Annotated in this window: 21 protein-coding genes and 2 tRNA genes; 12 read left to right on the top strand and 11 right to left on the bottom strand. The window is 67.2% G+C overall.

The window, feature by feature from the left end; translation table 11 throughout:
- The first annotated feature begins 259 nt into the window (after positions 1–259).
- Both LXN01_RS07300 and LXN01_RS07295 read left to right on the top strand, forming a co-directional pair.
- Positions 260–1,945 (top strand): penicillin-binding protein, encoded by a 1,686-nt coding sequence (locus LXN01_RS07300; RefSeq protein WP_236863961.1) that lies wholly within the window; start codon positions 260–262, stop codon positions 1,943–1,945.
- Between the two features lie 60 nt (positions 1,946–2,005).
- Entirely contained in the window at positions 2,006–2,332 is a 327-nt protein-coding gene (locus LXN01_RS07295) for a YqfO family protein (RefSeq protein ID WP_236863960.1), read from the top strand.
- Positions 2,333–2,461: 129 nt separating this feature from the next.
- On the opposite strand, the gene LXN01_RS07290 is transcribed toward LXN01_RS07295, so the two are convergent.
- Complete coding sequence (locus tag LXN01_RS07290; protein WP_236863959.1) at positions 2,462–3,025, bottom strand: acyl-CoA thioesterase; 564 nt, start codon at positions 3,023–3,025, stop codon at positions 2,462–2,464.
- A 304-nt stretch (positions 3,026–3,329) separates the two neighbouring features.
- On the opposite strand from LXN01_RS07290, the gene LXN01_RS07285 reads away from it, so the two are divergent.
- Positions 3,330–3,662, top strand: coding sequence for a GNAT family N-acetyltransferase (locus LXN01_RS07285; RefSeq protein ID WP_236863958.1), 333 nt, complete (start codon positions 3,330–3,332; stop codon positions 3,660–3,662).
- Positions 3,663–3,716: 54 nt separating this feature from the next.
- On the opposite strand, the gene LXN01_RS07280 is transcribed toward LXN01_RS07285, so the two are convergent.
- The 4 genes from LXN01_RS07280 to LXN01_RS07260 all read right to left on the bottom strand — a co-directional run bounded on the left by LXN01_RS07280 (position 3,717) and on the right by LXN01_RS07260 (position 6,867).
- Entirely contained in the window at positions 3,717–4,304 is a 588-nt protein-coding gene (locus LXN01_RS07280) for a PKD domain-containing protein (protein WP_236863957.1), read from the bottom strand.
- A 281-nt stretch (positions 4,305–4,585) separates the two neighbouring features.
- Entirely contained in the window at positions 4,586–5,212 is a 627-nt protein-coding gene (locus tag LXN01_RS07275; RefSeq protein ID WP_236863956.1) for a hypothetical protein, read from the bottom strand.
- Between the two features lie 143 nt (positions 5,213–5,355).
- Positions 5,356–6,588, bottom strand: a complete 1,233-nt coding sequence (locus LXN01_RS07265; protein ID WP_272902290.1) for a transglycosylase family protein — start codon at positions 6,586–6,588, stop codon at positions 5,356–5,358.
- 206 nt (positions 6,589–6,794) lie between these two features.
- A tRNA-Asn gene (locus tag LXN01_RS07260) sits at positions 6,795–6,867 on the bottom strand.
- Positions 6,868–7,057: 190 nt separating this feature from the next.
- Between LXN01_RS07260 and LXN01_RS07255 the strand changes: the two genes are divergently transcribed.
- Together LXN01_RS07255 and LXN01_RS07250 are read left to right on the top strand one after the other, a co-directional pair.
- Entirely contained in the window at positions 7,058–7,972 is a 915-nt protein-coding gene (locus LXN01_RS07255) for a DMT family transporter (protein ID WP_236863955.1), read from the top strand.
- A gap of 65 nt (positions 7,973–8,037) precedes the next feature.
- Positions 8,038–9,234, top strand: a complete 1,197-nt coding sequence (locus LXN01_RS07250) for a glycosyltransferase (protein ID WP_236863954.1) — start codon at positions 8,038–8,040, stop codon at positions 9,232–9,234.
- 40 nt (positions 9,235–9,274) lie between these two features.
- On the opposite strand, the gene gluQRS is transcribed toward LXN01_RS07250, so the two are convergent.
- Entirely contained in the window at positions 9,275–10,195 is a 921-nt protein-coding gene (gene gluQRS / locus LXN01_RS07245) for a tRNA glutamyl-Q(34) synthetase GluQRS (RefSeq protein ID WP_236863953.1), read from the bottom strand.
- A gap of 107 nt (positions 10,196–10,302) precedes the next feature.
- Here gluQRS and LXN01_RS07240 point away from each other — a divergent pair, with 107 nt between their 5' ends.
- From LXN01_RS07240 to LXN01_RS07220, 5 genes are all read left to right on the top strand, one after another.
- Positions 10,303–10,455, top strand: a complete 153-nt coding sequence (locus tag LXN01_RS07240; RefSeq protein WP_236863952.1) for a hypothetical protein — start codon at positions 10,303–10,305, stop codon at positions 10,453–10,455.
- A 90-nt stretch (positions 10,456–10,545) separates the two neighbouring features.
- A complete protein-coding gene (locus LXN01_RS07235) occupies positions 10,546–13,770 on the top strand; it encodes a beta-phosphoglucomutase family hydrolase (RefSeq protein WP_236863951.1) in 3,225 nt (1,074 codons plus the stop codon).
- A 250-nt stretch (positions 13,771–14,020) separates the two neighbouring features.
- On the top strand, positions 14,021–15,271 hold the full coding sequence (locus LXN01_RS07230) for an EAL domain-containing protein (RefSeq protein WP_236863950.1): 1,251 nt from the start codon (positions 14,021–14,023) through the stop codon (positions 15,269–15,271).
- Between the two features lie 67 nt (positions 15,272–15,338).
- Entirely contained in the window at positions 15,339–15,806 is a 468-nt protein-coding gene (gene rraA / locus LXN01_RS07225; protein WP_236863949.1) for a ribonuclease E activity regulator RraA, read from the top strand.
- Between the two features lie 22 nt (positions 15,807–15,828).
- Positions 15,829–15,902 (top strand) — tRNA-Ile (locus tag LXN01_RS07220).
- 12 nt (positions 15,903–15,914) lie between these two features.
- Here the strand turns inward: LXN01_RS07220 and LXN01_RS07215 are convergent.
- A complete protein-coding gene (locus LXN01_RS07215; RefSeq protein ID WP_236863948.1) occupies positions 15,915–16,784 on the bottom strand; it encodes a thioesterase family protein in 870 nt (289 codons plus the stop codon).
- Positions 16,785–16,879: 95 nt separating this feature from the next.
- Between LXN01_RS07215 and LXN01_RS07210 the strand changes: the two genes are divergently transcribed.
- Complete coding sequence (locus tag LXN01_RS07210; RefSeq protein ID WP_236863947.1) at positions 16,880–17,584, top strand: TVP38/TMEM64 family protein; 705 nt, start codon at positions 16,880–16,882, stop codon at positions 17,582–17,584.
- A gap of 129 nt (positions 17,585–17,713) precedes the next feature.
- Here LXN01_RS07210 and LXN01_RS07205 read toward each other — a convergent pair whose 3' ends face one another.
- From LXN01_RS07205 to LXN01_RS07195, 3 genes are all read right to left on the bottom strand, one after another.
- The gene (locus LXN01_RS07205; RefSeq protein ID WP_236863946.1) at positions 17,714–18,862 is read right to left on the bottom strand and encodes a fatty acid desaturase family protein; all 1,149 of its coding nucleotides are present in this window, start codon (positions 18,860–18,862) and stop codon (positions 17,714–17,716) included.
- 84 nt (positions 18,863–18,946) lie between these two features.
- Positions 18,947–19,648, bottom strand: coding sequence for a response regulator (locus LXN01_RS07200; protein WP_236863945.1), 702 nt, complete (start codon positions 19,646–19,648; stop codon positions 18,947–18,949).
- Positions 19,645–20,985, bottom strand: a complete 1,341-nt coding sequence (locus LXN01_RS07195) for a sensor histidine kinase (RefSeq protein ID WP_236863944.1) — start codon at positions 20,983–20,985, stop codon at positions 19,645–19,647. The genes LXN01_RS07200 and LXN01_RS07195 overlap by 4 nt, the downstream gene beginning before the upstream one ends.
- Positions 20,986–21,236: 251 nt before the next feature.
- On the opposite strand from LXN01_RS07195, the gene LXN01_RS07190 reads away from it, so the two are divergent.
- Entirely contained in the window at positions 21,237–21,728 is a 492-nt protein-coding gene (locus LXN01_RS07190) for a DUF3145 domain-containing protein (RefSeq protein WP_236864115.1), read from the top strand.
- A 167-nt stretch (positions 21,729–21,895) separates the two neighbouring features.
- Here LXN01_RS07190 and LXN01_RS07185 read toward each other — a convergent pair whose 3' ends face one another.
- Complete coding sequence (locus tag LXN01_RS07185; RefSeq protein WP_236863943.1) at positions 21,896–23,137, bottom strand: beta-ketoacyl-[acyl-carrier-protein] synthase family protein; 1,242 nt, start codon at positions 23,135–23,137, stop codon at positions 21,896–21,898.
- Positions 23,138–23,145: the final 8 nt, after the last annotated feature.

Genomic DNA, 23,145 nt, shown 5'->3' with positions numbered 1-23,145 from the left:
TGAAATGCTGGTACGACTTTGGGGGCAATCATGTCCCAATCGACCCCATTGTGCCGGATCCTCCCGCTATGCAAGACGCCGAACCGCTGCACGACTGCTGAGAGCGGTTCAGTGCGCGTCCTCTGCCGATCCCCCGTCGGTGCATGCCAGCGATCCCGGGCGGTCCGCGACCCGATTGCTAAGCTGGGCGCGCAGGAGACTCGATGGCTGAGCGGGGGACGGCGGCGCCGCGAACCGGTCGCCGGGCGGGAGACGGCGGATGCGGATGGGGCGGCCTCAGGCGATGCTGGCCGGAATCGTGCTCGCCGTGCTCGCGCTCGTGATCGCCCTGTTCATCCACCTCGATCCGGAGCTCGGCTCGACGCCGGAGTCGGCAGCTCGGAGGGCGGCGGAATCCCTGCAGGACGGAGCGGTCGCCCATGGTCCCTGGACCGATCCGGCGAAGGCCGCCCTCGACTATCGCCAGCTCAGGCTGCCGCTCCGCGCGACCGGCCTGGGCACGCCCCGCGTCGTCGATGTCCTCGAGGTGGAGGAGACCGGTCCGGGCAGCGCGGTCGCCACGCTCTCCTGGGGGTGGCTCACGAGCCCCGACAATCCCGCAGGAGCTCCCGACTGGACCTACACCACCAAGATGGAGGTCACCAAGCACCGACTGTCGTGGAGGGCGGTCTTCGAGCCCTCTGCCGTTCACCCGCGGCTGACCCCCGGTGCACGATTCGCCGTCTCGGTGACGCCGGCGGAGCGCGGCCAGATCCTCAGCGGCAGCGGAGAAGCCCTGACGAGCACCGACGTGGTCGTCGAAGTCGGGATCGAGCCCTCCCGCGTCGAAGACCTCGACGCGCTGCTCGTGGAGCTGGCCCGACACCTCGACGTCGACGTCGAGGCGCTCCGAGCTCGCGTCGAACGTGCCGCTGAGCACGACTTCGTCCCCGTCATCACGCTGCGGGAATCCGACTACCTCGACGCCGCCGCCCAGATTCGCCTCCTGCCCGGCACCGTCTTCCGCAAGTCGGAGCGGTCCATTCCCTTCGAGCAGGGTTTCGCACCGGTCCTGCTCGGCAGCGTCGGGGAGGCCACTGCCGAGGAGATCCACGCTGATCCCGCGCGCGTCCACCCCGGCGAGCTCGTCGGACGGGGCGGACTGCAGGAGCACTGCGAGCAGGAGCTCGCGGGCATCGACGGCTACGAACTCCGGGTTGAGCCGCAGGCGGGCGGCGACGAGGACTCCGACGAGCCGGTGCTCACCGACTCCGACGAGCCGGTGCTCACCGTCGACCCCCGCACTGGTCGGCCTGTGCGCACGACAATCGACATCGACGTCCAGCAGGCGGTCGACAGGATCGTCGCGGACAGTCCCGGCCCAGCCGGCATGGTCGTCGTGGACTCGGACACCGGTCACGTGTTCGCTGTCGGCAGCGGGGGAGCCGGGTCCGACGGGTTCGACCGAGCGCTGCTCGGCGACTACACCGGCGGCCCCGGCACGGGTCTTGCCGGCACGCTCGCCGAGGTGCGGGGCGCCTCGGGAGGAGGCGCCCTCGATCAGGCGGTGCGGGATCTCGGGATGGCAGCCGTCGACATCGGGCTTCCGGCGGTGGCCGGCAGCGCGTCCGACGAGATCGCGCACAGCAGCCCCCTCACCACGGCGGTCGCCGCAGCGTCCGTGCACGCCGGGGAAGTCCGGGTTCCGCAACTCGTCACCGAAGCCGGTGGTCGGGAGCGTGAACCCGCGGCTGTCGACGGTGGCATCGCGCCCGAGGAGGCGGCCGCACTGCAGGACCTGGCGGAGGGGGTGTTCACTGCACCCGGGAGCGGATGGGTGCTCGGCGAGACCGCGGGACTGGTGTTCGCGCTGGTGATCGAAGGTGCGGATGAGTCACAGACTGCTGAGTCGCAGCTCCACGACCTCGCCGAGCAGGTCCGGCGTGACCTCGCGGCGGCGCGCTGACACTGCCGTCGAGGAGCCAGAGCCATTGGAGCGACCTGCGCCCCAGCATAGGCTTGTGCCATGGACTTCGTCGTCATCGTGGTGTTCTCACCCACCGAATCGACTTCCGCGGTGCTGGACGCTCTTGCGAGCGCAGGGGCAGGACGCATCGGTGACTACTCGGGGTGCAGCTGGAGCGTGACCGGGACCGGACGGTTCACGCCGGAAGCCGGTGCTCAGCCGGCGATCGGCGCCGTCGGCACTCCCGAGGCGGTAGCGGAGGACCGCATCGAAGTGGTGTGTCGGCGCGACCTGGCACGGGCGGTGGTCACCGCCATGCTCGAGGCGCACCCTTACGAGGAGCCGGCTTACCACGCGTATCCGGTCCTCACTCTCGACGACCTCTGAGTCGCGAAGGAGCGGGAGCGAAGATCTCGAAACCTGGCGCGCGTCGTACTCCACGGTCGAAAGGACTGCTGTCGAAGACCGCCGCCAAGGGCGGCCCGGCGAAGGTCATCGTCCAGTAGCTGCCGTCACTCAGCGGCCGGCGGCTCCTGTGCTGCCTGCTCGTGTGCCGGCTGGTGCGCTGCCGACAGCCCGCCGGACGCCCATCGCCCCGCTCACGGGCGCCGGCCAGTCGAGCTTTCGGTCCTCCTCCACTTTCGCCGTGAATGCGGAGGCGAAGAAGTCTTGAATCGGAGCCGCGCGACGAGTGGTCATGTCGACGTGGACCATCACGAGTTCGTTGATGTACGCAACCTTCTCCTTGCTCCGGTCGACAAGGATCGAAGTGAGATGGATGGACTTCGGGCCGATGTCGACGAAGCGCAGATGGCCGGTCAGCCGTTCGCCCAGGTGCATCTCACTCAGGTAGGTCAAGTGGTGCTCGGTCGTGAAGAAGCCGGTGGGCGGATCGGTCTGATAGAGCTCGTCGAGACCGAGCTCTCTGCATCCTGCCCAGGAGGTGTCGCCGCCCAGATCGAAGTAGTGGTTGATGTTCATGTGCCCATTGGTGTCGATCCACTCGGGCTGGACCGTTGCTTCGACCTGGGTGGGAAGTGCGACCACCTGCTCGAAGGTGGGAACAATGAAGTTGGCCATGAGAGCTCCTTCTGCTCGGCGTCGTCGGCAAGTCCCTATTGATATTACCCGAGAACCGAACGGATGATCGGCGCCTTAATGTCTGGCTCCTGAGTTGGGTGGAGGCGGCGGAGTCGTCTGGAGGGGGAAGCCGGGCACGAGTCGGAGCCCGGGCGGCCGCCTCGGAACCCGGGCCGGAGTCGCAACCTGGGCCGGGGCTGGAACCCGGGCGGCCGCCTCGGAACCTGGGCCGGAGTCGCAACCTGGGCGGCCGCCTCGGCGATAGACTGGCTGTGACATCGCAGTCCACCCCCGAGGAGGCGCCGTGAAAGAGCCGGTCCTGGTGACTACGCCGGTCGAAGTGGTGAACAACCTGACGCGCGAGCGCTTTGAGCTGTGGCTCAGCGGGCCGGAGCGGACCTTCGTCGGGTTCCTCGGCTATCAGCTGCCCGAGCCGGGGGTGTACGAGCTCCGCCATACGATCATCGCCGAGGCGTTCGGTCGGCAGGGATACGCGCGCACTTTGGTGACGAAGGTGCTGGATCAGCTGCGTGAGCGCGGACAGCGAATCGTGCCCACCTGTTCCTATGTGCAGCGGTATCTGCGCCGATTTCCACAGTATGCCGACCTCGTTGCTGAGGTCAGTCCCGCGGATTGACTCCGGCGGCGGTGAGTTCGGTCGCGCCGACCGGGCAGGCGAGCGATCGACGACTCATCCGGCAGGCTCAGTGCAATCAGGGCTGTCGGGGTTGTCCAGGCAGTCGTCTTCGACGAGGAACTTGTGATAGCGGTACACGGTGAGGTCGAGTGGGGGACTGCTGACGGCTGCTTGACCCGGGATGATCAGCCAATCGCCGCCGTTGACCGAGAACATTCCGCTGTAGAAGGTCGTCAGAGTCACCGTCACGTCTCCCGCAGTCGAGTACGTGTGGTGGATCTGCGCGTCCTGCACTGACCGGGGCCGGGTGCCGGGAGAAGTCGTGCGCTTGACCGCGCCGTCACCGAAGTCCCAGCTGTAGGCGACTGGGGTGGCTCGGACGCGAACCGGTGTGCCGAGCAGTTCCAGATCGATGTACCGCACCAAGGAATCGGCCCAGAATGCCGTCTTGCGCTGGGTCACTGCCCAGCTGTCCGGCCACGAGTGGAGAGTCGAGGGAGGAATCTCGAAGTTCTGGAAGTCCTCCTCGGTGACGACTGGCGTCGGAGCAGCCGCCGGTGCACCTCCGCCGCCACCGGGGGAGCCGGGTCGGTTCAGCCAACCGCAGACATCGGAGACGGTGGCTTCGGACGGGACGTTCACGGGCACGCAGGTCTGTCCGCTTCCGCCGGAGCCGCTTCCGCCGCCGCCGGAGCTGCCTCCGCCGCCGCCAGAGCCCCGGGAACGCCCACTTCCGCCCGATGAGCTGTCGCGGCCAGGATCTGAGTTCCCCGAGTTGCTCTTCCCGGGGTTGCCAGGACGGGTTTTCTTGACGCCGCATCCAGAGCTCTTTTGCCCCCTTAAGGAGCACTCAGGTGAAGACGCAAGGGCAGGGATATTGCTCCCGGTCGTCATCAGGACTAAGACCAACAACAGAGTCGTGATTAGACGTCGCATTCTTCAGCCCAAAGGTATTGCTCTGATACAAACCACCCGTCGTCATAGTTGGCGATGATGAACTCAAAGGTGACGACGTCATCGCTGTCTTCGGAATCCGAATCATCGTCGTGATCGGTAAAGCGGTACTCGTGAGTTGGAACACACGCGTGCACCGAAACGTAAGGAACCGGCACTTCGGAACGAGCCAACTCCAGTTCGTGAATCTTGATCTCGTTCACTCCGAACTCACCAACCATTGCGGCATCCTTGCTTCTTAAATCTGCGGCATCGGATTGGGTGCTGATCAGTGTCGCGTCCTTCGCGACGTCCTCGAACTGCTCGGCGCCTTCGCCGCCGTTGCCGAATACCTCGTTGGTGACTTCGATGTACCGCTCGAGAACCGCGAGAGCTTCATCGACAGCCTTCTTCTCTTCTTCGCTCAGTTGCAGGTCCGTGGTGTACTTGGGCAATTCCGGCGACGGGTCGTCGACCGCTTCATCGGCCGAGGGGGAATTGAGCTCGTGAGGTTCGGGCTGAGAAGCACAGCCCATCAGGAGTGCAGAGGCAGCCAGCGCGGAACCGACGGCCATCGCCATTCGAACGAGGACTTTCTGACCAGGGTGTGATGCCACGGGATGTCCTAGGGGAGTGGAACATGGGGTATCTCACACACTAGTCCAGGTGATCCCGACAGTCCTCTGTCTTTCGCCGGTTGTGGACAGAGGAGACTCCTCCGCCGGAGCCACATCCGACGAGCAGCCGACGGCCGATTCCGCTATCTCAGGCCCACCTTCTTCGAGCACGACGGCCAGGCGCCCCAGCCCTGGGCCTTCTGCGTCTTCTCGCCGATCGCGATCTGCTCCTCCCGCGTCGCGAGGTGGGCGTTCGACGCGTACTTGTGTCCGCCGAAGGCCTTCCACGTCTGAGCGGTGAACTGCAGACCGCCGTAGTGGCCATTGCCGGTATTGATCGACCAGTTGCCCCCGGATTCGCATTTCGCGAGCTTGTCCCAGGCGGGATCGATACCCGGGTAGGTCTTCAGTCCACCTTGGAACCGTTGCTGCCAGCGCCCGTCCGTGATCTTCTGCTCAGGCCCGGTGGGGTAGCCCCACGATCCGCGCTCCCATCCATTCCGGGACCATTCCTGCTGCATGCCGCCCCAGGTGGGATGCGCCCCCGACTTGGGGGACCAGTGAACTTGTCCGTGCTGGAACCTCTGGTAGCAGCCGCCGCCGCTCAGCCCGCATCGCTCATCGGTGGTGGGATATCCGAGCTTGCCCGACTCGTGACCAGTGCGCGCCCACGCATTCTTGATCGCGCCGGTGGTCCACCGCGCTCCCGTCGTCTTCGACCAGTGGATCTCACCGCCCTCAAAGCGCTGGTAGCAGCCCCCGCCCTTGAGGCCGCACCGCTCTCCCGATGTCGGGTAGCCGAGCTTCCCACGTTCGAAACCCTGTCCGCCCCACGCGCCGCGGATACCGCCATGGGTCGGGTGTGCTCCCGTCTTGTAGGACCAATGGATCTGGCCGTGCCGGAAGGACTGGTAGCAGCCACCGTTGCTCAGCCCGCACCTCTCGTTGGCGGTCGGCTCGCCGAGCCGTCCGCTCTCGCCCCCGAGGCCTTTCCACTTCTTCCCGATCGCGCCTGTGACCGCATAGGCATCAGCAGTCGTCGAATGCGCGTCGAAGGTCCGTTCCTCGTCCTCGGCATCCGGACCGTCCTCCGTCGGCTCCGTCGACGACCGATCGGGCGAGTCGGGCGTGCTCGAAGGTTCATCCCCGACTTCCGAAGAAGGCCGCGAGGACCCTCCTTCTGTCCCGCTGCCGTCTCGCGAATCGGACGGAGCTGATTCGGTATCGGGCGGCGTCGCATTCGCCGATGAGTTGCCGTCGGTCGCGTGCGATCCGAGCTCCGGGGAGGCGCTGGCCGCCGTCGCGCCAAGCTGTGCGGACAGGGTCAGCGCGGCGATTCCGGCCGCGCAGCGAATCGCCAGAGTCGCAATGCTCATGAGTGGACTTCCCGGAGGTAGGGCTCGGGACGCGTGAGAAGCAGTCGGACACGACTGCCGCGGCCTTCTCGAGCTTTTATTGCAAAAGTATTACCACGATATAACGGTATTGTCACGAGAAGGCGGTGCAGACGTTTCCTCGGCAAGGACATCTTCGGGGAAGCGCAGAAGCCCCGTCCGTGATGGACGGGGCTTCTGCTGCGCTGCTCCTCCGGCTGGGCTCGAACCAGCGACCCTTCGATTAACAGTCGAATGCTCTGCCAACTGAGCTACGGAGGACCGGTGCTTGGTGAAGCACGCGAGAATTCACTCTAGCAAGTGATGGAGCGGGCTTCAAATCGCGGACGCAACGGGAAGCTGAGGTTTCCCTCACGTCAACGGCTGCGGTTTTCCTCCGACATTCTCCGGTCAGCCGTAGCGAACCTGCGAGACCGGCTTCCGAGGCAGGGGCCGCGGCTAGACTTGCCGCGTGACCACAGCGATTGCCATCCTTCTTGCCGCCGCATCCGCGGTGGCACTGGCATTCGGCGCGATGTTCCAGCACTCGGGTGTCGTGGCCGATGAGCGACATCGGTCCGGGTTCTCCTTCGTGCATTTCCTCGCCCTGTTCCGGAACCGAAGCTGGATCCTCGGTCTGGGCTTCCTCTGCGCCGGCACCGTCGCCAACGTGATCGCTCTGGCGCTGGCGCCGGTGATGGTCGTGCAGCCCATCGGAGCGATTTCACTGGTGATCTCGGTCCTGCTCGCGGTGAAGTACCGCGGGCTGAAGCTCAGCCGGCTGATCGTCGCGGCAGTCATCGTGTGCGGGCTCAGCGTAGGCGCTTTCGTCGCTCTCTCAGCGACCGTCGCTCGCACCAGCCTGCACCTCGGCGCTGATGCTCACCCTCTCGCCTGGATCGGCTTCGCGCTCACCGCAGCCTTCCTGGTGCTGGGACTCGCATGGCGTCGCCCGCCGCAGCTGCTCCTGATCCTGGGCGCCGGTCTGCTGTTCGCCTGCGTAGCGACCTCGACCCACCTCGTGAGTCATCAGCTGCTCCATGCCGGGCTCGGCGCGATCACGTGGCTCAACGTCGTCTCGCTGGCAGCTGCGGGGATCGTCGGCTCCTGGTTCATGCAGGCCGCCTATGCCGCTGGTCCGCCCGAGATGGTGATCGCCGGGCTCACCGTGGTCGACCCGATCTTCGCCGTGTTCCTGGGGTCAGTGGTCCTCGGGGAGGCGGCCGGGGCGCCGATCTGGCTGATCAGCATCCTCGTGCTGATCGGATTGGTCGCCTGTTCGGGTGTCGTTGTATTGTCCCGATATCACCCGGATGTCATCGAGCGCGAGCGCGAGCGCCGATCCGCTCGAGCGCTGCTCATCCGCACCCCGGACGCCGGCGAGTGACTCGCTTGCACAGGCGCCCCGACCAGCACGCTCCCTGCCCGCGGCCGGAAGGACACCCCTCGGACATGGCCCACCAGCCCATGACCATCTGCATCCCCGCTGAGACCTACGCGCCCGAAGTCAACGGGGCCGCGAAATTCACGGAACGGCTGGCGGTGGGCCTGGCGGCGCGCGGTCACGATGTCCACGTCATCAGCCCTTCGCCCACCGGAGTGCCGAGCACCGCCACCGAAGAGGATGTCACCGTCCACCGCATCAGGTCGCACCGCTGGTACCCGCATCCGACCTGGACGATCTCCACGCCGTGGGAGACGAAGCCCGTGATGGGCCGCCTGCTCGATGAGATCGTGCCCGATGTCGTCCACACTCAGGCACACTTCGTGATCGGACGCTATGCCTTCTCCGAGTCCCGCAAGCGGGGGATCCCGGTGGTGGCGACCAACCATTTCATGCCCGACAACGTCCGGCCCTACGTGCCGTTCCTGCCCGATCGGCTGATCCGGCTGGGCACCGCCGCTGCGTGGTGGGATCTGCGCCGCACGTTCCAGCTGGCCGATCGCATCACGGTCCCGACCCAGCTGGCCTCGGATCTGCTGGCGGAGAACGGATTCGCGGAGCCGATCCGTGCGGTTTCGTGCGGCATCGACCTGTCGCGCTTCCGCACAGCGGACGCCTCGGAGCAGGCAGCCGAAAGCCGCAACCCGGACCGGCCGACGGTGCTGTTCGTGGGCAGGCTGTCCAAGGAGAAGCATGTCGACGACATCGTGCGAGCGCTGGCGGCCAGCGACCCCAGCCTGAATCTCCACGCGGAGATCGTCGGTGCCGGCGATCAGGAGGAGTCGCTGCGCGAGCTGGCGGTGGAGCTGGGCGTCGCCGAGCGCGTCGCCCTGCTGGGCAAGGTCAGCGACGCCGAACTCGTCCGGGCCTACCAGCGCGCGACATTCTTCTGCCTGCCCGGAACCGCGGAGCTGCAGAGCATCGCCACCCTGGAGGCGCTGGCTTCGGGCCTTCCGGTGGTCCTCGCCGATGCGGTGGCACTGCCGCACCTGTGCCGGCACGGTGGCAACGGGTTCCTCTTCGAGCCGCGGAACGTCACGGCTCTCGCGAACGCGTTCGACGTCCTGTGCACCATGCCCGAGGCGCGGCGGGCGGAGCTCGGTCGTGCGTCTCAGGAGATCGCAGCCTCACATGACGTGGACCGGACCCTCGACACCTTCGAGGACATCTACGCCGAAGTGATCTGCCACGCGCGTGCGGCCTGACCGTCACGAGCGTCAGCACCGCTGAGCACAACCGTCTGCGCTAGGCGGAATCCACCCCGTCCGGAGGAGTGAAGACGACCGGACCGCGGTGCAGCCGCGGCAGCGAGAACTCCGCGAGCGCCTGCTCCATGCCGGTCCAGGGCCCGAACCCGCAGGAGCGACCGAGCCAGTCCCAGAGATCGAAGCCGAACGGGGCCAGGTCGGACAGGGTCACCGCGCCGTCCCGCTTGGCCAGTCGGGAGCCGGAGGGGGAGAGGACCAGGGGGACGTGGACGTAGCGGGGAGGCTCGAATCCCAGCAGCCGGGCGAGGTAGGCCTGCCGAGGCGCCGAACTGGCAAGATCATCGGCCCGGACGACCTGGTCGATCCCCGACTCGCCATCGTCGACGACCACGGCGAGGTTGTACGCGAACACGCCGTCGCCTCGGCGGAGGACGAAGTCGTCGACGATCCCGCTGATCTCGCCGAGCACATCGTCGGTGACCGTGACCGCCGACAGCGCCGAGCGCAACCGGATGGCCGGGCTGCGCCCCTGGGTGGCGAGCCGTTCCCGCGCGGCGGCCCGCACCGACTCCGGCAGATCGCGGCACGTTCCCGGATAGGCGCCCGGCGGGTGGTGCGGAGCCGAGGGGGCGGCCTGGATCTCCCTCCGCGAGCAGTAGCACTCGTACGTCAGACCGGCGCGGGCGAGGTCGGCGAGATAACGGGAGTAGACCTCGGTCCGTGTGGACTGCACGAGCACAGGGGGATCGATCACGACTCCACAGCCCTCCAGATCGGCGAGCTGACGATCCGCGGCCCCCTCCTGGACTCGGTCGAGGTCCTCGATCCGCCAGCGGAAGAGCCGCCCGGACTGCCGCGCGCACAGGAAGGCGAGGACCCCGGTGCGGATGTTGCCGACGTGCAGATCACCACTGGGACTGGGCGCGAACCGGCCGGCTCCACGGGTGTCCTGACTCATGGGCTCCACTGTAGACGCGGTGTGACGACTGAACGGGTGAGCACCGCGGCTGTGCTTGCCCCGCGGTTCCGGCGGGGAGGGCGGTCGGAATCTCGATCATCACAGCGGTGCTCTTCGCGATCGCCGCCGCCGCCTCCGGGCCGATCGCGGCCGCCCTCGCCGCGGTCGCAGCGAGCTGCACCATCCTGCTGCTGTCCGGGGTGGCCGGTGTCGTGGAGATGGTGCAGAGCCGCCGCCGATCCCGCCATTCATCTGCGTGAAACCTCGATATGGTGGTGTGAGGACGACGAATCGCCACCCATGTCCGAGAGCGCGGACGCCGACGAACGGAACCTGAGCGTATGCACACCATGAGCACCACCGAGACCGTCGCCGCCGCAGACGCGGAGTCGCCCCTGGCAGCGAGTCCCCCGTGGTCGGCGGTCGTCTTCGACATGGACGGAGTGGTCACTGACACCGCATCCCTTCATGCGGTCTCATGGCAGCAGCTCTTCGATGACGTCCTGGCGGATGAGCGACTGGAGGGCGACATCGACCGCTCACCCTTCGACGTGATAGCCGACTACCGCAAGCACGTCGACGGACGCCAGCGCGAGGACGGCGTCCGGGTGTTCCTGAATGCCCGGGGCGTGACGCTGCCGGAGGGCGACGAGAGCGACGATCCTGCCGCCCTGACAGTGGCGGCCCTGGCCAAGCGGAAGAACGACTACTTCAACAGCATCCTGCGCACGGAAGGCGTGCGCGTCTTCGAGGGCACCCTCCGGCTGATCCGCCGTCTGCGCGGCGGCGGCATCCCGATTGCGCTCGTCACCGCCAGCCGCAACGCACCGCTGCTGCTGGAGAACGCGCACATCACCGAGCTGTTCGACGTCATCGTCGACGGGCAGGTCGCCCGCGACCTGGGCCTGCCCGGCAAGCCGGACCCGGCGACGTTCCTCGAGGCGTCGCACCGCCTCGGCGTCGATGCGGAGGACGCTGCCGTCCTCGAGGACGCGGTCTCCGGGGTGCAGGCGGCCAAGGCCGGCGGGTTCGGCCTGGTGGTCGGCGTCGCCCGCGACGGCAATCGGGCAGAGCTCGAGGCGGCCGGTGCGGATGTCGTCGTCAACGACGCCACCGAGCTGGACCTGGGCGATATTCGCGACGACCCCTGGGAGCTGTCGTTCGAGGGGATCGAGCCCGAGCACGAAGGCCGCCGCGAAGCGCTGACGACCCTGGCCAACGGCTACATCTCCGTGCGCGGGGCGGCACCCGAGACGACTGCCGACGGCATCCACTACCCGGGCACCTACATGGCGGGCATCTTCAATCGGCTGGTCAGCCGCGTCAACGAGCGCGACCTCGAGCACGAGTCGATGGTGAACCTCCCGCGCTGGGCGATCTGCGACATCCGGCTGGCGGACGGTGAGTGGTGGTCCGAGGGCGGGCTGCGGATCGTCGAGGAGAATCGGACGCTGTCCTTCGCCAGCGCCGTCCTGACCCGGACGGCTGTGCTCGTCGACTCCGAGAACCGGCGGCTGCGCATCAAGCAGCAGCGGCTGGTGTCGATGGACAAGCACCATGTGGCCGCGATGCTCACCGAGATCACCCCGGTGAACTATTCGGGCACGATCTTCGTGCGCACCGGGGTCGACACCTCGGTCCTCAACGACAACGTCCCGGACTACGATCAGCTGGCCAAACGCCACATCGTCAACCGGTACAACACGGTCGCCGCCGACGGCACGCTGATCTGCGAGGTGGAGACCACCCAGAGCCACCTGCGGGTGGCGATGGCCCAGAGCACCACGCTGACCCAGGAGCCCACGCATGCGGTGACCACCCAGGTTCCCGAGGTGTCCCACGCCTACTCCGTGACCACGGTGGAGGAGACGCAGGCGATCTACCGCGAGTTCGCCGTGCCGGTGGAGAGCGGCTACGCGGTGAGCGTCGACACCACGACAGCCTTCGTGAACTCCCGCGACTCGGCGATCACCTCGGTGCGCGGGGGAGCGGTCCACCAGCTCGACTGGCTGCCGGACGTGGGCTTCTACAATCTGCTGCGTGGGCACACCGCGGCGATCAAGCGGCTGTGGGATCGGTTCGACATCGAGGTCGACTCCGACGCCCACACCCAGCTCATCGTCCATCTGCACACATTCCACCTGCTCCAGTCGCTGTCGCCGCATACGGCGCTGCTCGACGTCGGGACGCCGGCACGGGGGCTGCACGGCGAGGCGTACCGGGGTCACATCTTCTGGGACGAGCTGTTCATCCTGCCGCTGCTGAACCTGCGCCTGCCGGAGATCTCCAAGGCGCTGCTGCTGTACAGGTGGCGGCGCCTGGACGCCGCGCGTCACAACGCCCGCCGAGCAGGACTGAAGGGCGCGCTGTTCCCCTGGCAGTCGGGTTCGGACGGCCGCGAGGAGACGCCGATCGAGCTCTACAACCCGCGATCCCAGCGGTGGATGCCGGACAATTCGCGCCTGCAGTACCACGTGGGCCTTGCGATCGCGTACAACACCTGGCAGCACTACCGTGCCACCGCCGACACGGGATGGCTGGCAGGGCAGGGCGGCGAGCTCTTCATCGAGATCGTCCGGCTGTTCGCCTCGATGGCGACCTACGACGCCACCGAGGACCGGTTCCACATCCACCATGTGATGGGGCCGGACGAGTTCCATGACGGCTATCCCGGCACGCCCGGATCCGGAGTCAGCGACAACGCCTACACGAACGTCATGACCGCCTGGATGTGCCGCCATGCGGTGGAGATCTTCCGTGTCTTGTCCTCGCACGAGGCGGAGGACCTGATCTTCCGGCTCGATATCCAGCCGGCGGAGATCACCCACTGGGGGCGCCTGGCCGCACGGCTCGCGGTTCCCTTCAACTCCGACGGGATCATCAGCCAGTTCGCCGGCTACGACGACCTCAAGGAGCTCGACTGGGAGGCGTACCGGAGGAAGTACGGCAACATCGGCCGCATGGATCTGATCATGGAGTCCGAAGACGACTCCACGAACTGCTACAAGCTGTCCAAGCAGGCCGACGTGAACATGCTGTTCTTCATCCTCGGCCCGGAGGGAGTGATCAAGGAGCTCCGCCGGATGGGCTACGAGTTCACCCACGATCAGGTGGAGCGCACGATCGACTACTACGTCGCCCGCTCGACCAACGGCTCCAGCCTGTCCAACGTCGTCAACGCGGGTGTGCTCGCCACGATCGGCCGCGGGCGGGAGTCCTGGCAGGCGTGGCAGGAGGCCGCGGTCGTGGACATCAACGACACGCAGTGGGGCACGACCCGGGAGGGGGTCCACCTGGGCGCGATGGCCGGGACGCTGGACGTGGTCGTGCGCGCCTTCGCCGGCGTGCTGATTCGGTTCGACCGGATCGAGTTCCGCCCGCACCTGCCCAAGCAGCTCGGATCCGTGAGCTTTCGCGTGCTGTTCCAGGGGCAGATCATCGATGTCCGCGTGTACCACGACGAGATCATCCTGATGTCGCGGTCCCACGAGACCTCGCGGATCAAGGTCCAGGTCTTCGACGAGCAGCGCTTCCTCGACGGAGGCGCAACCCTCCATTTCACGCTCGACAGCTGAGGGCGTGCCGCGTTGCAACCGGTGACCGGGCGTGGATGCCGCGGGTGATCGCGGTCCGAGCATCGCAGGGCGACCACCGGATGAGAGTGTAACGAATCGGACACGTGACCAGCCGGGGCCTGGGAGAAGGCTCCGCGCGGTGTTGCAGTCCTGCAAAAAATGACGAAAGTCGTCGGACTCGAACTGGGACTGTGAGAAGCTGGTTGGGCCCGTTCACTTCGACCCTGCCAAGCGACGAGAGGATGTCACCGTGACGGCCAACAGCCTTACCGATCCGACTCAAGAGCTTGAGAGGCTGGTTCGGTCCGGACTCATCGACACCTACTTCTCACCCGTCCTGGACTTCGTGACCGGGCATCCGGCGGGATACATGCTCCAGCACGTCAATCGGGAGGACGGCAGAGCCGGACACGAGGAGGCGGCGGCCCTGCGGCGCACCATTCGCGCCTCGGAGCTGGTGGGCGATTTCGACTCCTCGCTGCGCGCGATCGGACTGCGTGCGGCGCAGGCCGCGGGCCTGCCCACTCACACCCGCCTGTTCCTGACCGCGGAGCCGGAGTCGCTCGTCACCTTGGAGGACCGCACGGATGAGCCCGACCGATCCGTGATCCTCCAGCTCGACCCGGAGCGCATCGTTGCCTCGCCTGCCGCGGTGCTCCGGTCCATGAGGCAGGCGCGGTCCCTCGGCTGGGGGATCGGCATGAAGTCGATCGGGCTCGACCTGCGCAGCACGGCCTTCCTGCCACTCGTCAACCCGTCCGTGGTGGGCCTGCACGAGGACGTGCTCAAGATCACCGACAAGCAGCACCTGGCGGAGCTGATCCGACTGCTGCATGCCCACACCGAGCGGACAGGTGCCGTGATCATGGTCGAAGGTGTGAGCTCCGAGGACGACCTGGAGCTCGTCCGCGCTCTCGGGGCGCGCTTCATCACCGGTCCGCTCTACGGCCAGTCCTCGCGGGAGCCCGAGCCGGTCGCGAATCCATGGGAGGATCCCCTGCGCGATCACTTCACGCGAAATCTGGCCGTGCAGGGCACCCCGTTCTCGATCGCGCGAGGACTGAAGCGCGATCCCCTCATCATGGACGACGAGCTCTTGCGGGCGGAGCTGGGATCGCTGCTGCGGCGGGCGCTGACCAGCGGCGAATCGACTGTCGCGATCGGCGTGTTCGGCGAGGAGCAGACGCTCAGCGACGGCGCGCTGGAAAGTTTCGCGGCACTGCGGGACACTGCCGGCTTCACCGCGCTCCTGTCAGGCGGCTTCGAGGAGCCGCCGATTCCCGGAGTGCGCACCGGCGCCGTCGACGCATCGGATCCCCTGCGCAGCCAGTACAGCGTCATGGTGATCGGCCCGGACTGGTCCGGAATGGTCGCAGCCGACCGCCGCTCGGACCCCGGACCGGACGGACGGATCCAGTACGACGTCTTCGTGACCACCGAGCGCTACACCTGCGTCGATGCCGCCCGTGGTGCGCTGACACGAGTCCGGCCACTGGGGTGAGGGCCGGCGACCGGTCCCCGGAGGATCGTTCCTCCCGGTGATCTCGACCGGCCGGTAGACTTTCGGCATGACGGCGACAGCAGACCTCTACGATGAGCGCGGCGATGAGCTCGATTCGGTGTCCGTGCAGTTCCTGGACCTCGGCGGGCAAGCCGCCTTCTCAGGTCCGATCCGCACCGTTCGGTGCCACCGCGACAACGCGCTGCTCAAGGCGATTCTCAGTTCCCCGGGACATGGCGGGGTCCTCGTCGTCGACGGGGGCGGGTCGCTGGAATCGGCGCTGATGGGGGATTTGATCGGCGCCTCGGCGGTCGAGAACGACTGGGCGGGCGTGATCATCTACGGAGCGGTGCGAGATCGCACGGCCTTGGCGCGGCTGCCGCTGGGCATCAAGGCGCTGGGGTCGAATCCGCGCAAGTCGGGCAAGACCGGCAGCGGCGAGGCGGACGTGCCCGTCACGATCGGCGGCGTCGAGTTCGTCCCGGGCCGGACGGTCTGGGCGGATCCAGACGGCATCCTCGTCGAGCGCGGGTGATCTGCTAGCCTTTCCACTGCACGCCCCTGTAGCTCAGCTGGTCAGAGCAGAGGACTCATAATCCTTTGGTCGCGGGTTCAAGCCCCGCCGGGGGCACATCTCGTCTGCTCAGGGCAGGCGAATGCCCGCCAGCTGGTGAGCGCGCGCGACGAGCGTGCCCCGGCTGTCCCAGATCGTGCAGGTCTCGTCCACCCGGTCGCCCTGGATAAGGTTGGCGACGAGGTGGATATTCACCGGCCCGGCCGCCGGCAGCGCGCGGACATAGGTCGTGAGCTCGAGGGTGGGCACCCAGCCGCTGGGCGCGATGTCGAAGGTGGCCGGTGGCATGATGTCGGCGGCCAGCAGCAGGCCGATGGTGTCGAACGAATCCTGGCCGGGCAGATCGAACCAGGCGCGCAGCTCTCCGATTCCGCGCGGTTCGCCCCGCGCGAAGGCCGCGGCATCCGGCTCGAGGCGGAGGTCGACCTGGTGCAGGATCGGCACCGCGAACTCGGAGGCAGGCGGGAAGTACCGGGGGCACTCGTCGAGCGGGCGGCCCATAGCCGGACCCGCAGGGTGCTGCCACCGGAGCGCGGGGCCGCTGGGGTCCTCGGCGTGGCCTGATTGCGGCAGCCGCCCGAGGGTGAACATGGCCTCGACCTTGGGCTTGCCCTGCTGGCTCAGGCGCACCCGCACCTGCGAGGTCGTCCGGCCCGAAGTGACGAACTCGACCTCGAGATCGGCGGGACCGGGATCAGGCGCCCGGAAGAAGTGCGTGCTCGCGGCGACGATCTGCGGATGGGCCGCGACTGCTGTGGCGGCCCTGGCCATGATGGCTTCGAGATACCCTCCGTTCGGCTTGCCGCCGATGGTCCAGTCCGGGTCGATATCGGCGGTGAAGCGGCCGGAGCCGCCGACGCCTGATGACGTGGTCGCAGTGACGGCCGTGGCCTCCGCGAAGGTGCGCACTGCGGTGGTGCTGTCGGTGCTTGCTCTCATGGCGCCTACTGTACGTGATCCGTCACACAGGGCGCGCACCTCCCACAGCACGCGGTTTCTCGCTCCACCCCAGCTGATCTGCGTACAGTCATGGTGTGTCACCAATCAGCAACGACGACGGAAGCGACCCAGCCCCCGGCCCGCGGTGGGAGTCGTTCGTCCGCAACAGCCTGCTCGCAGCAGCTCTGCTGGTGATGCTGTGGATCGCCTTCAATGTCCGATTGCCCACCATCGACAAGATCCAGGGATGGGTCTCAAGCCTCGGCTGGGCGAGCTGGGGTGGATTCGCCGCGCTCTACGCCGTCGTCGCCCTGACACCGATCCCCGTCACGATCATGGCCGTCGCGGGTGGGCTGATCTTCGGCGTGGTCGTCGGAAGCGTGCTCTCGGTCGTCGGAGTCCTCATCGGATGCTGGGGCGCTTACTGGATCGCCCGGCTGCTGGGCAAGACGACGGTCCTCAGGCTGCTGGGCAGCCACGGCCCCCGGGTGGAGGCGCATCTCCAGGGCTCCGGATTCCAGGCCGTCTGCACCCTGCGGCTCCTGCCCGGGATACCGTACTGGCCCATCAACTACGGGAGCGGAGCGTTCGGCGTCAGCCAGCGCGACTTCCTGCTTGCCAGCGCGGTCGCCACGGTTCCGGGCCAGGTGTCGCTCGTTGCGATCGGCTCGTTCGTCGGAGAGCCCACAGCGGTCCGGGCTGTCGTCGTGGCAGTCTCCTGGATCGTCGTGATCGCGATGACTGTGATGGCGTACCGGTCGTGGCGGCGGTCCCGGCAGACACCGCCGCCCTCGGGCTGATCAGACGAGAATCTGCTGATCAGCCCGAGGGCGAGCGAGTGGCACGGATCGGGGCGGCAGCGGCCGCGGCGCCGGACGGTGCGGCGAGGCGCCGTCGGACGTCCGGGGGGCAGGGCTGCGCCCGGCCCCTCAGCGTGAGCGGAACTGCGCAGTGACCGGGCAGTCGAAGGGATCGGCCTTGCCGATTCCGACCCGATTGAGGTAGCGGACGATGATGCCGTACGACTCGAGCAGGGTCGTCTCGGTGTACTTGATGTCCTTCTCGCGGCAGTACTCGCGCACGATCGGCTGCACCTTGTGCAGGTTGACGCTGGGCATGCTGGGGAACAGGTGGTGCTCGATCTGGTAGTTCAGACCGCCCATCAGGAATCCCATCGGGCGACCGCCCGAGATGTTGCGCGACATCAGGGTCTGACGGCGCAGGAAGTCGATGTTGACGTCCTTGGGAACGAGAGGCTGACCCTTGTGGTTGGGGGCGAAGGAGCCGCCCATGTAGAGGCCGAACAGGGCAAGCTGAACAACGATGAAGACGCTGCCGATGAGCGGTCCCGCCGCCCAGATGGCGAGGATCGGGAATCCGATCAGTCGGATGGCGATGAAGATCCCCTCGATCCAGCGACGCTTGATCGAGGACTGACCCTTGATGATCGACTGCACTGAATGGACATGCAGCTGCACGCCGGCCAGAGTCAGGATCGGGAAGAAGAGCCACCCCTGCCGGGCGGCCACCCATTTGGCGAAGCCGGTGAGCTTGAGCGCGTCCTCGGCGACGAACACGATGCCGCCGGGGGCGATATCGCCGTCCTTGCCGATCTTGTTGGGATTCGCGTGGTGGAGAGCGTTGTGCTTCTTCATCCACCAGCCGTAGCTCAGGCCGACGAGCAGGTTGCCGGTGATGGTGGAGAACCACTCGCCGACCTTGCCGTTGGTGAAGATCTGGCGGTGCGCCGCATCGTGGGCGACATACGCCGTCTGCGTGAAGACGAGCGCGAACACCACTGCGGTGAGCATCTGCCACCAGCTCTCGCCGATGAGGAAGAGCATCGAGAATGCCACAGCATAGGACAGCACCAGGAGGAGGCAGCGGGTCAGGTACCAGCCCGGCCGCCGTGCCAGCAGGCCGGCCTCCTTGACCTTGGCCATCAGCTCGCTGAAGTCGCTGGTGAATTCCTGCTGGGCCGTTCCGCGGGTTGCTCGTCGCCGCTCCAGCACTTGAGCAACTGATTCCGTGCGGGGCGCCGAGCTCAACGGCACAGTTTCGACTTCTGTTGGGTTCATGTCTCCACGCTATCGCGGCGGCAGGTGCCTCCGCGTCACACCAGAGTTCCGTTCCGGCCCCCTACCCGGGTAGGGGGTCGCCGTTCACGCGGGGGAACCCGGCACCACAAGCCCGGATTCGTAGGCGGCGATGACGGCCTGGGCGCGGTCGCGAGCGTCGAGCTTCGACAGGATCCGCGAGACGTGGGTCTTGACCGTCTGCACCGCCAGGAACAGAGTCTCCGCGATCTCGGTATTCGCGGCTCCGCGCGCCACCAGAATCAGGATCTCGCGCTCCCGCTCGGTGAGGGCGGGCAGCGCGGTCGGATCCGCCTGGCGCGGTCCCGCCGCGAAGTGCTCGATCACCTTGCGGGTGACGCTGGGCGCCAGCAGGCCGTCGCCGGAGGCCACGACCCGCACCGCTTCGATGAGCTCAGTCGGCAGCGCATCCTTGAGCAGGAATCCGCTGGCGCCGGCACGAATCGCGGCGAAGACATAATCGTCGATGTCGAAGGTGGTCAGCATGATGATCCGCGGGGCCGCTGCCCCCTCGGCGGTCAGCGACGAGCCCTGGGCCGGGTGGGATCTCGGTGTCGACAGGATCTCCCGGGTGGCCTCGATCCCATCCTGGATCGGCATCCGCACATCCATCAGCACGATGTCGGGGTTCAGCTCGGCGACCTGCGCCACGCATTCCGCCCCGTCCTTCGCCTGACCGACCACCTCGATGTCCGGCTGAGCAGCGAGCAGGGCGGCGAAGCCGGCTCTGACCATCGCCTGGTCATCGGCGATCACCACGCGGATCACAGGCGGTCCTCGTCTTCCGCGGCATGCTGCTCAGCTCTGCGCTCCGGTGGACTCCCTGCACTGCCCAGGGGCAGCACTGCCTGAACCTCGAAGCCGCCGTCGACCGTCTTCCCCGTCCGGACCTCGCCGCCGACCGAGACGGCGCGCTCCCGCATCCCGATGAGCCCATGGTGACGCCGAACTCCCTGCTCCACCGGTTCCACGGGGCCTCGTCCGGCGGTGTTGACGGCGGTGATGCGGATCGCCGTTCCGGCGTTGTGCACCTCGATCCGCACCTGGGAATCGCGCGCATGGCGGATGGCATTGCTCAGCGCTTCCTGGACTATGCGGTAGCCGGCCAAGCTGGTGCTGTCCCGCAGGGTCCCATCGATTCGGTCGCCACTCCACTCGAGCCTCACCCGCACCCCGGCCTGCTGCGCCTGATGCACGAGGTTCTCGATCTCGGGCAGCTTGGGCTGCGGCGAGAGCTGCTGATCCTCTCGGTCGCTGCGCAGCACGTCGAGCAGCCGCCGCATCTCTCCCAGTGCCTGCCGCGCAGACCCTGAGATGTCGGCGAACTCCTTCTGCACCTCGCTGGATGTCTCCGGATGACGGTAGGGCGCGCTCGAGGCCTGGATGTTGATGATCGACATGCTGTGGGCGATGATGTCGTGCAGCTCGCGCGCGATTCTGGCCTTCTCCTCAACGACGATCCGCTTCGAGTGCTCCGTGGCCGTGTTCTCCTTCTCCTGCAGGAGCTGTGAGCTGATCTCCTGCCACTGCCGGATGATGACGGCTGCCACGTAGACCCCGCCGGCGATGCATGCGAAGACCACGATGTTGACGATGGAGGAGTCGGGGCTGCTTTCCGGGTGGCGGGTGTGACCGAACAGCGCCGCAGCGATCGAGACGGCGATGCTGGCGATCAGAGTGGCCAGTGCCGTTCTCCAATGGGCCCGCAGCCCGATGACGAAGATGATCAGGATCTGGGTGATCATCACGGGCACCATCCACGGCCACGGAGCGCCGGGCGTGTAGGTGCCGAGCAGCGGGAGCACCCCGCACGCGAGGACCGAGAACACTCCGCCGAGGCTCGTGCGCAGCATCGACAGCGGCAGCGCGCCGGCGTGCACCAGGGTGACGAGGAATGCCGAGGCGACCGAGGCTCCGTACACCTGCACCGCGATCGAGGACTCGACGGCGAGCATCGCGATGGCCGCAAGCAACACCGCCACCCAGGCCAGGGCCTCCGGGTTGAGCCGGCGATCCGGCGGCAGGAACCTGTCGAACAGCCTGCTGAGTTGCACGACGATCAGCCCGAAGCGAGACTGCCGAGCACCGCCGGGGGCGATGCACACTGCGTGCGCATGATCTGCGAACTCCTTCTGTCGACCCTCCGCCCCGCCGAGATTCGGATGGCGACGGGTCGCTGCGTCGAGAAGACTCTAGCAAAGCAACCCGGTCCGCGTTCGTGAGCTGTTCGCAAGGTCAGCTGATGGCTCGTCGCGGCTGGTGGCAAGTGCGAGATCCGTAACGTAGAATGACGCCAGACCTCCGCCTTCGGATCGTAGGGGAAGACGTATCCGGACCAGGAGGCAGAAAAATGGATATGACTCAGGGCGTATTGTTCGTCCACTCAGCACCTCGTGCGCTGTGCCCACACATCGAATGGGCCGCGGGCGGGGCGATCGGCGCGCAGGCCAAGTTCGACTGGAGCCCGCAGCCGGCAGCGCCCGGCATGTTCCGGGCAGAGATCTGCTGGCGGGCGGCCAGTGGGTCCGGCGCGCGCATTGCCTCCGCCCTGCGGGGGTGGGAGGGAGTGCGCTACGAGGTCACGGAGGAGCCCGCTCCGGGTGTCAACGGCGCCCGCTGGAGCCACACTCCTTCGCTCGGCCTGTATCACGCGACCACTGACGTCTTCGGAAACATCGTGGTTCCGGAGGACATCATCCGCTCCGCGCTCGAGCGGTCGGCCGGTGATGCCACTCGCATGACCGAGGAGATGAACAAGGCACTGGGCCAGGCCTGGGACGACGAGCTCGAACCGTTCCGCCACGCAGGAGAGGGTGCTCCCGTCCGCTGGCTCACCAAGGTCGGCTGACCGCTTTCCGCCAGGCGCCGCGCTCCTCGCCCCGTTCATCGACACGCCGGATCTGCCTCCGCCCATCGGAGTGTGCGCGAACAGCGGAACGCCGGGTTGCTGCTCATCGCAGCAACCCGGCGTCGTCCGTTCTCGTGCTTCGGCTCTCCGGCCTCAGCGATCGCGCGTCACACGCTCTTGATGGCCGCGACGACGTTGTGTCCGCCGAAGCCGAAGGAGTTCGTGAGCGCGGCGATGTCGCCCTGGGGCAGGTCGGCCGGCGTGTCACGGACGATGTTGAGCTCGATCTGCGGATCGACCTCCTCGATGTTGATGGTCGGGGGAGCTGTGCGGTTCAGCACCGCGAGGACCGTGAGCACTGCCTCGACGGCGCCCGCGCCGCCCAGCAGGTGTCCCATCATCGACTTGGTCGCAGACACCGCTGCGTCCTGAGTGTGGGACCCGAGCAGCTTGTTGATGGCTGTCGACTCCGGCACGTCTCCCACCGGAGTGGAGGTCGCATGGGCGTTGATATGGCGGACATCGGCAGGCTGCAGTCCGGCGGACTCGAGAGCTCTGCGCATCGCGGCGGCCGAGCCCTTCCCCTCCGGCTCGCCGGCCGTGATGTGGTAGGCATCGTTCGACACGCCCCATCCGGCGATCTCCGCATAGATCTTCGCGCCTCGCGCCTTGGCGTGCTCCTCGAGCTCGAGCACCAGGGCGCCGGCGCCCTCGCCCATCACGAAGCCGTCGCGACCGATATCGTAGGGACGCGAAGCCGTCTCCGGCGAGTCGGTGCGGCGTGACAGGGCGCGCATCGACGAGAAGGCGGCCAGCGTGATCGGGTGGACCGCGGACTCCGAACCTCCCGCGACGACCACGTCGGCACGACCAGAGCGCAGCGTGTCGAAGGCCAGCCCGAGGCTTTCGGTCGAGGACGCGCACGCGGAGACCACCGTGTGGACGGCGGCGCGGGCCTGAAGCTCCATGCCCACCGCGGCGCCCGGTCCATTGGGCATCAGCATGGGCACCGTCAGGGGCATGACCCGCCGGGATCCCTCCTCGCGCAGGGTGTCCCATGCCTCGAGGAGGGTCCAGACGCCTCCGATCCCGGTGGCCCACGACACTGCGAGGCGTTCCGGCTCGACTTCCGGGGCTCCGGCGTCCTGCCAGGCTTCCCTCGCGGAGATCAGCGCGAAGCGGCTCGACGGATCGAGTCGCTTTGCTTCGACCCGCTTGAGATTCTCCTCGACGACCGAGGGATCGACCGTGGCGGCGAAGTCGACGGGAATGTCGTACTTCTCAGACCAGTCGTTGTCCAGGGTATGGGCGCCCGAGGTGCCGGAGAGCGCGGCCTGCCAGGTGGCATCCGCGGTCGCACCGATTGGAGTGACGGCACCGATTCCGGTGACGACAACTTTGGAAGTCATGGTGTGAA

Source organism: Brevibacterium daeguense (genome assembly GCF_021729135.1).
Lineage (GTDB): Bacteria > Actinomycetota > Actinomycetes > Actinomycetales > Brevibacteriaceae > Brevibacterium > Brevibacterium daeguense.
The sequence above is the reverse complement of the archived record's forward strand: the minus strand, read 5'-3'. Positions and strand labels throughout refer to the sequence as shown.

Excerpts from the sequence above, each read along its gene's own strand:
- LXN01_RS07290 (WP_236863959.1), bottom strand. The coding sequence starts at position 3,025 with ATGGCCAACTTCATTGTTCCCACCTTCGAGCAGGTGGTCGCACTTCCC.
- rraA (WP_236863949.1), top strand. The coding sequence starts at position 15,339 with ATGACGGCGACAGCAGACCTCTACGATGAGCGCGGCGATGAGCTCGAT.
- LXN01_RS07295 (WP_236863960.1), top strand. The coding sequence starts at position 2,006 with ATGGACTTCGTCGTCATCGTGGTGTTCTCACCCACCGAATCGACTTCC.
- gluQRS (WP_236863953.1), bottom strand. The coding sequence starts at position 10,195 with ATGAGTCAGGACACCCGTGGAGCCGGCCGGTTCGCGCCCAGTCCCAGT.
- LXN01_RS07250 (WP_236863954.1), top strand. The coding sequence starts at position 8,038 with ATGGCCCACCAGCCCATGACCATCTGCATCCCCGCTGAGACCTACGCG.
- LXN01_RS07265 (WP_272902290.1), bottom strand. The coding sequence starts at position 6,588 with ATGAGCATTGCGACTCTGGCGATTCGCTGCGCGGCCGGAATCGCCGCG.
- LXN01_RS07190 (WP_236864115.1), top strand. The coding sequence starts at position 21,237 with ATGACTCAGGGCGTATTGTTCGTCCACTCAGCACCTCGTGCGCTGTGC.
- LXN01_RS07185 (WP_236863943.1), bottom strand. The coding sequence starts at position 23,137 with ATGACTTCCAAAGTTGTCGTCACCGGAATCGGTGCCGTCACTCCAATC.
- LXN01_RS07215 (WP_236863948.1), bottom strand. The coding sequence starts at position 16,784 with ATGAGAGCAAGCACCGACAGCACCACCGCAGTGCGCACCTTCGCGGAG.
- LXN01_RS07235 (WP_236863951.1), top strand. The coding sequence starts at position 10,546 with ATGAGCACCACCGAGACCGTCGCCGCCGCAGACGCGGAGTCGCCCCTG.
- LXN01_RS07205 (WP_236863946.1), bottom strand. The coding sequence starts at position 18,862 with ATGAACCCAACAGAAGTCGAAACTGTGCCGTTGAGCTCGGCGCCCCGC.
- LXN01_RS07300 (WP_236863961.1), top strand. The coding sequence starts at position 260 with ATGCGGATGGGGCGGCCTCAGGCGATGCTGGCCGGAATCGTGCTCGCC.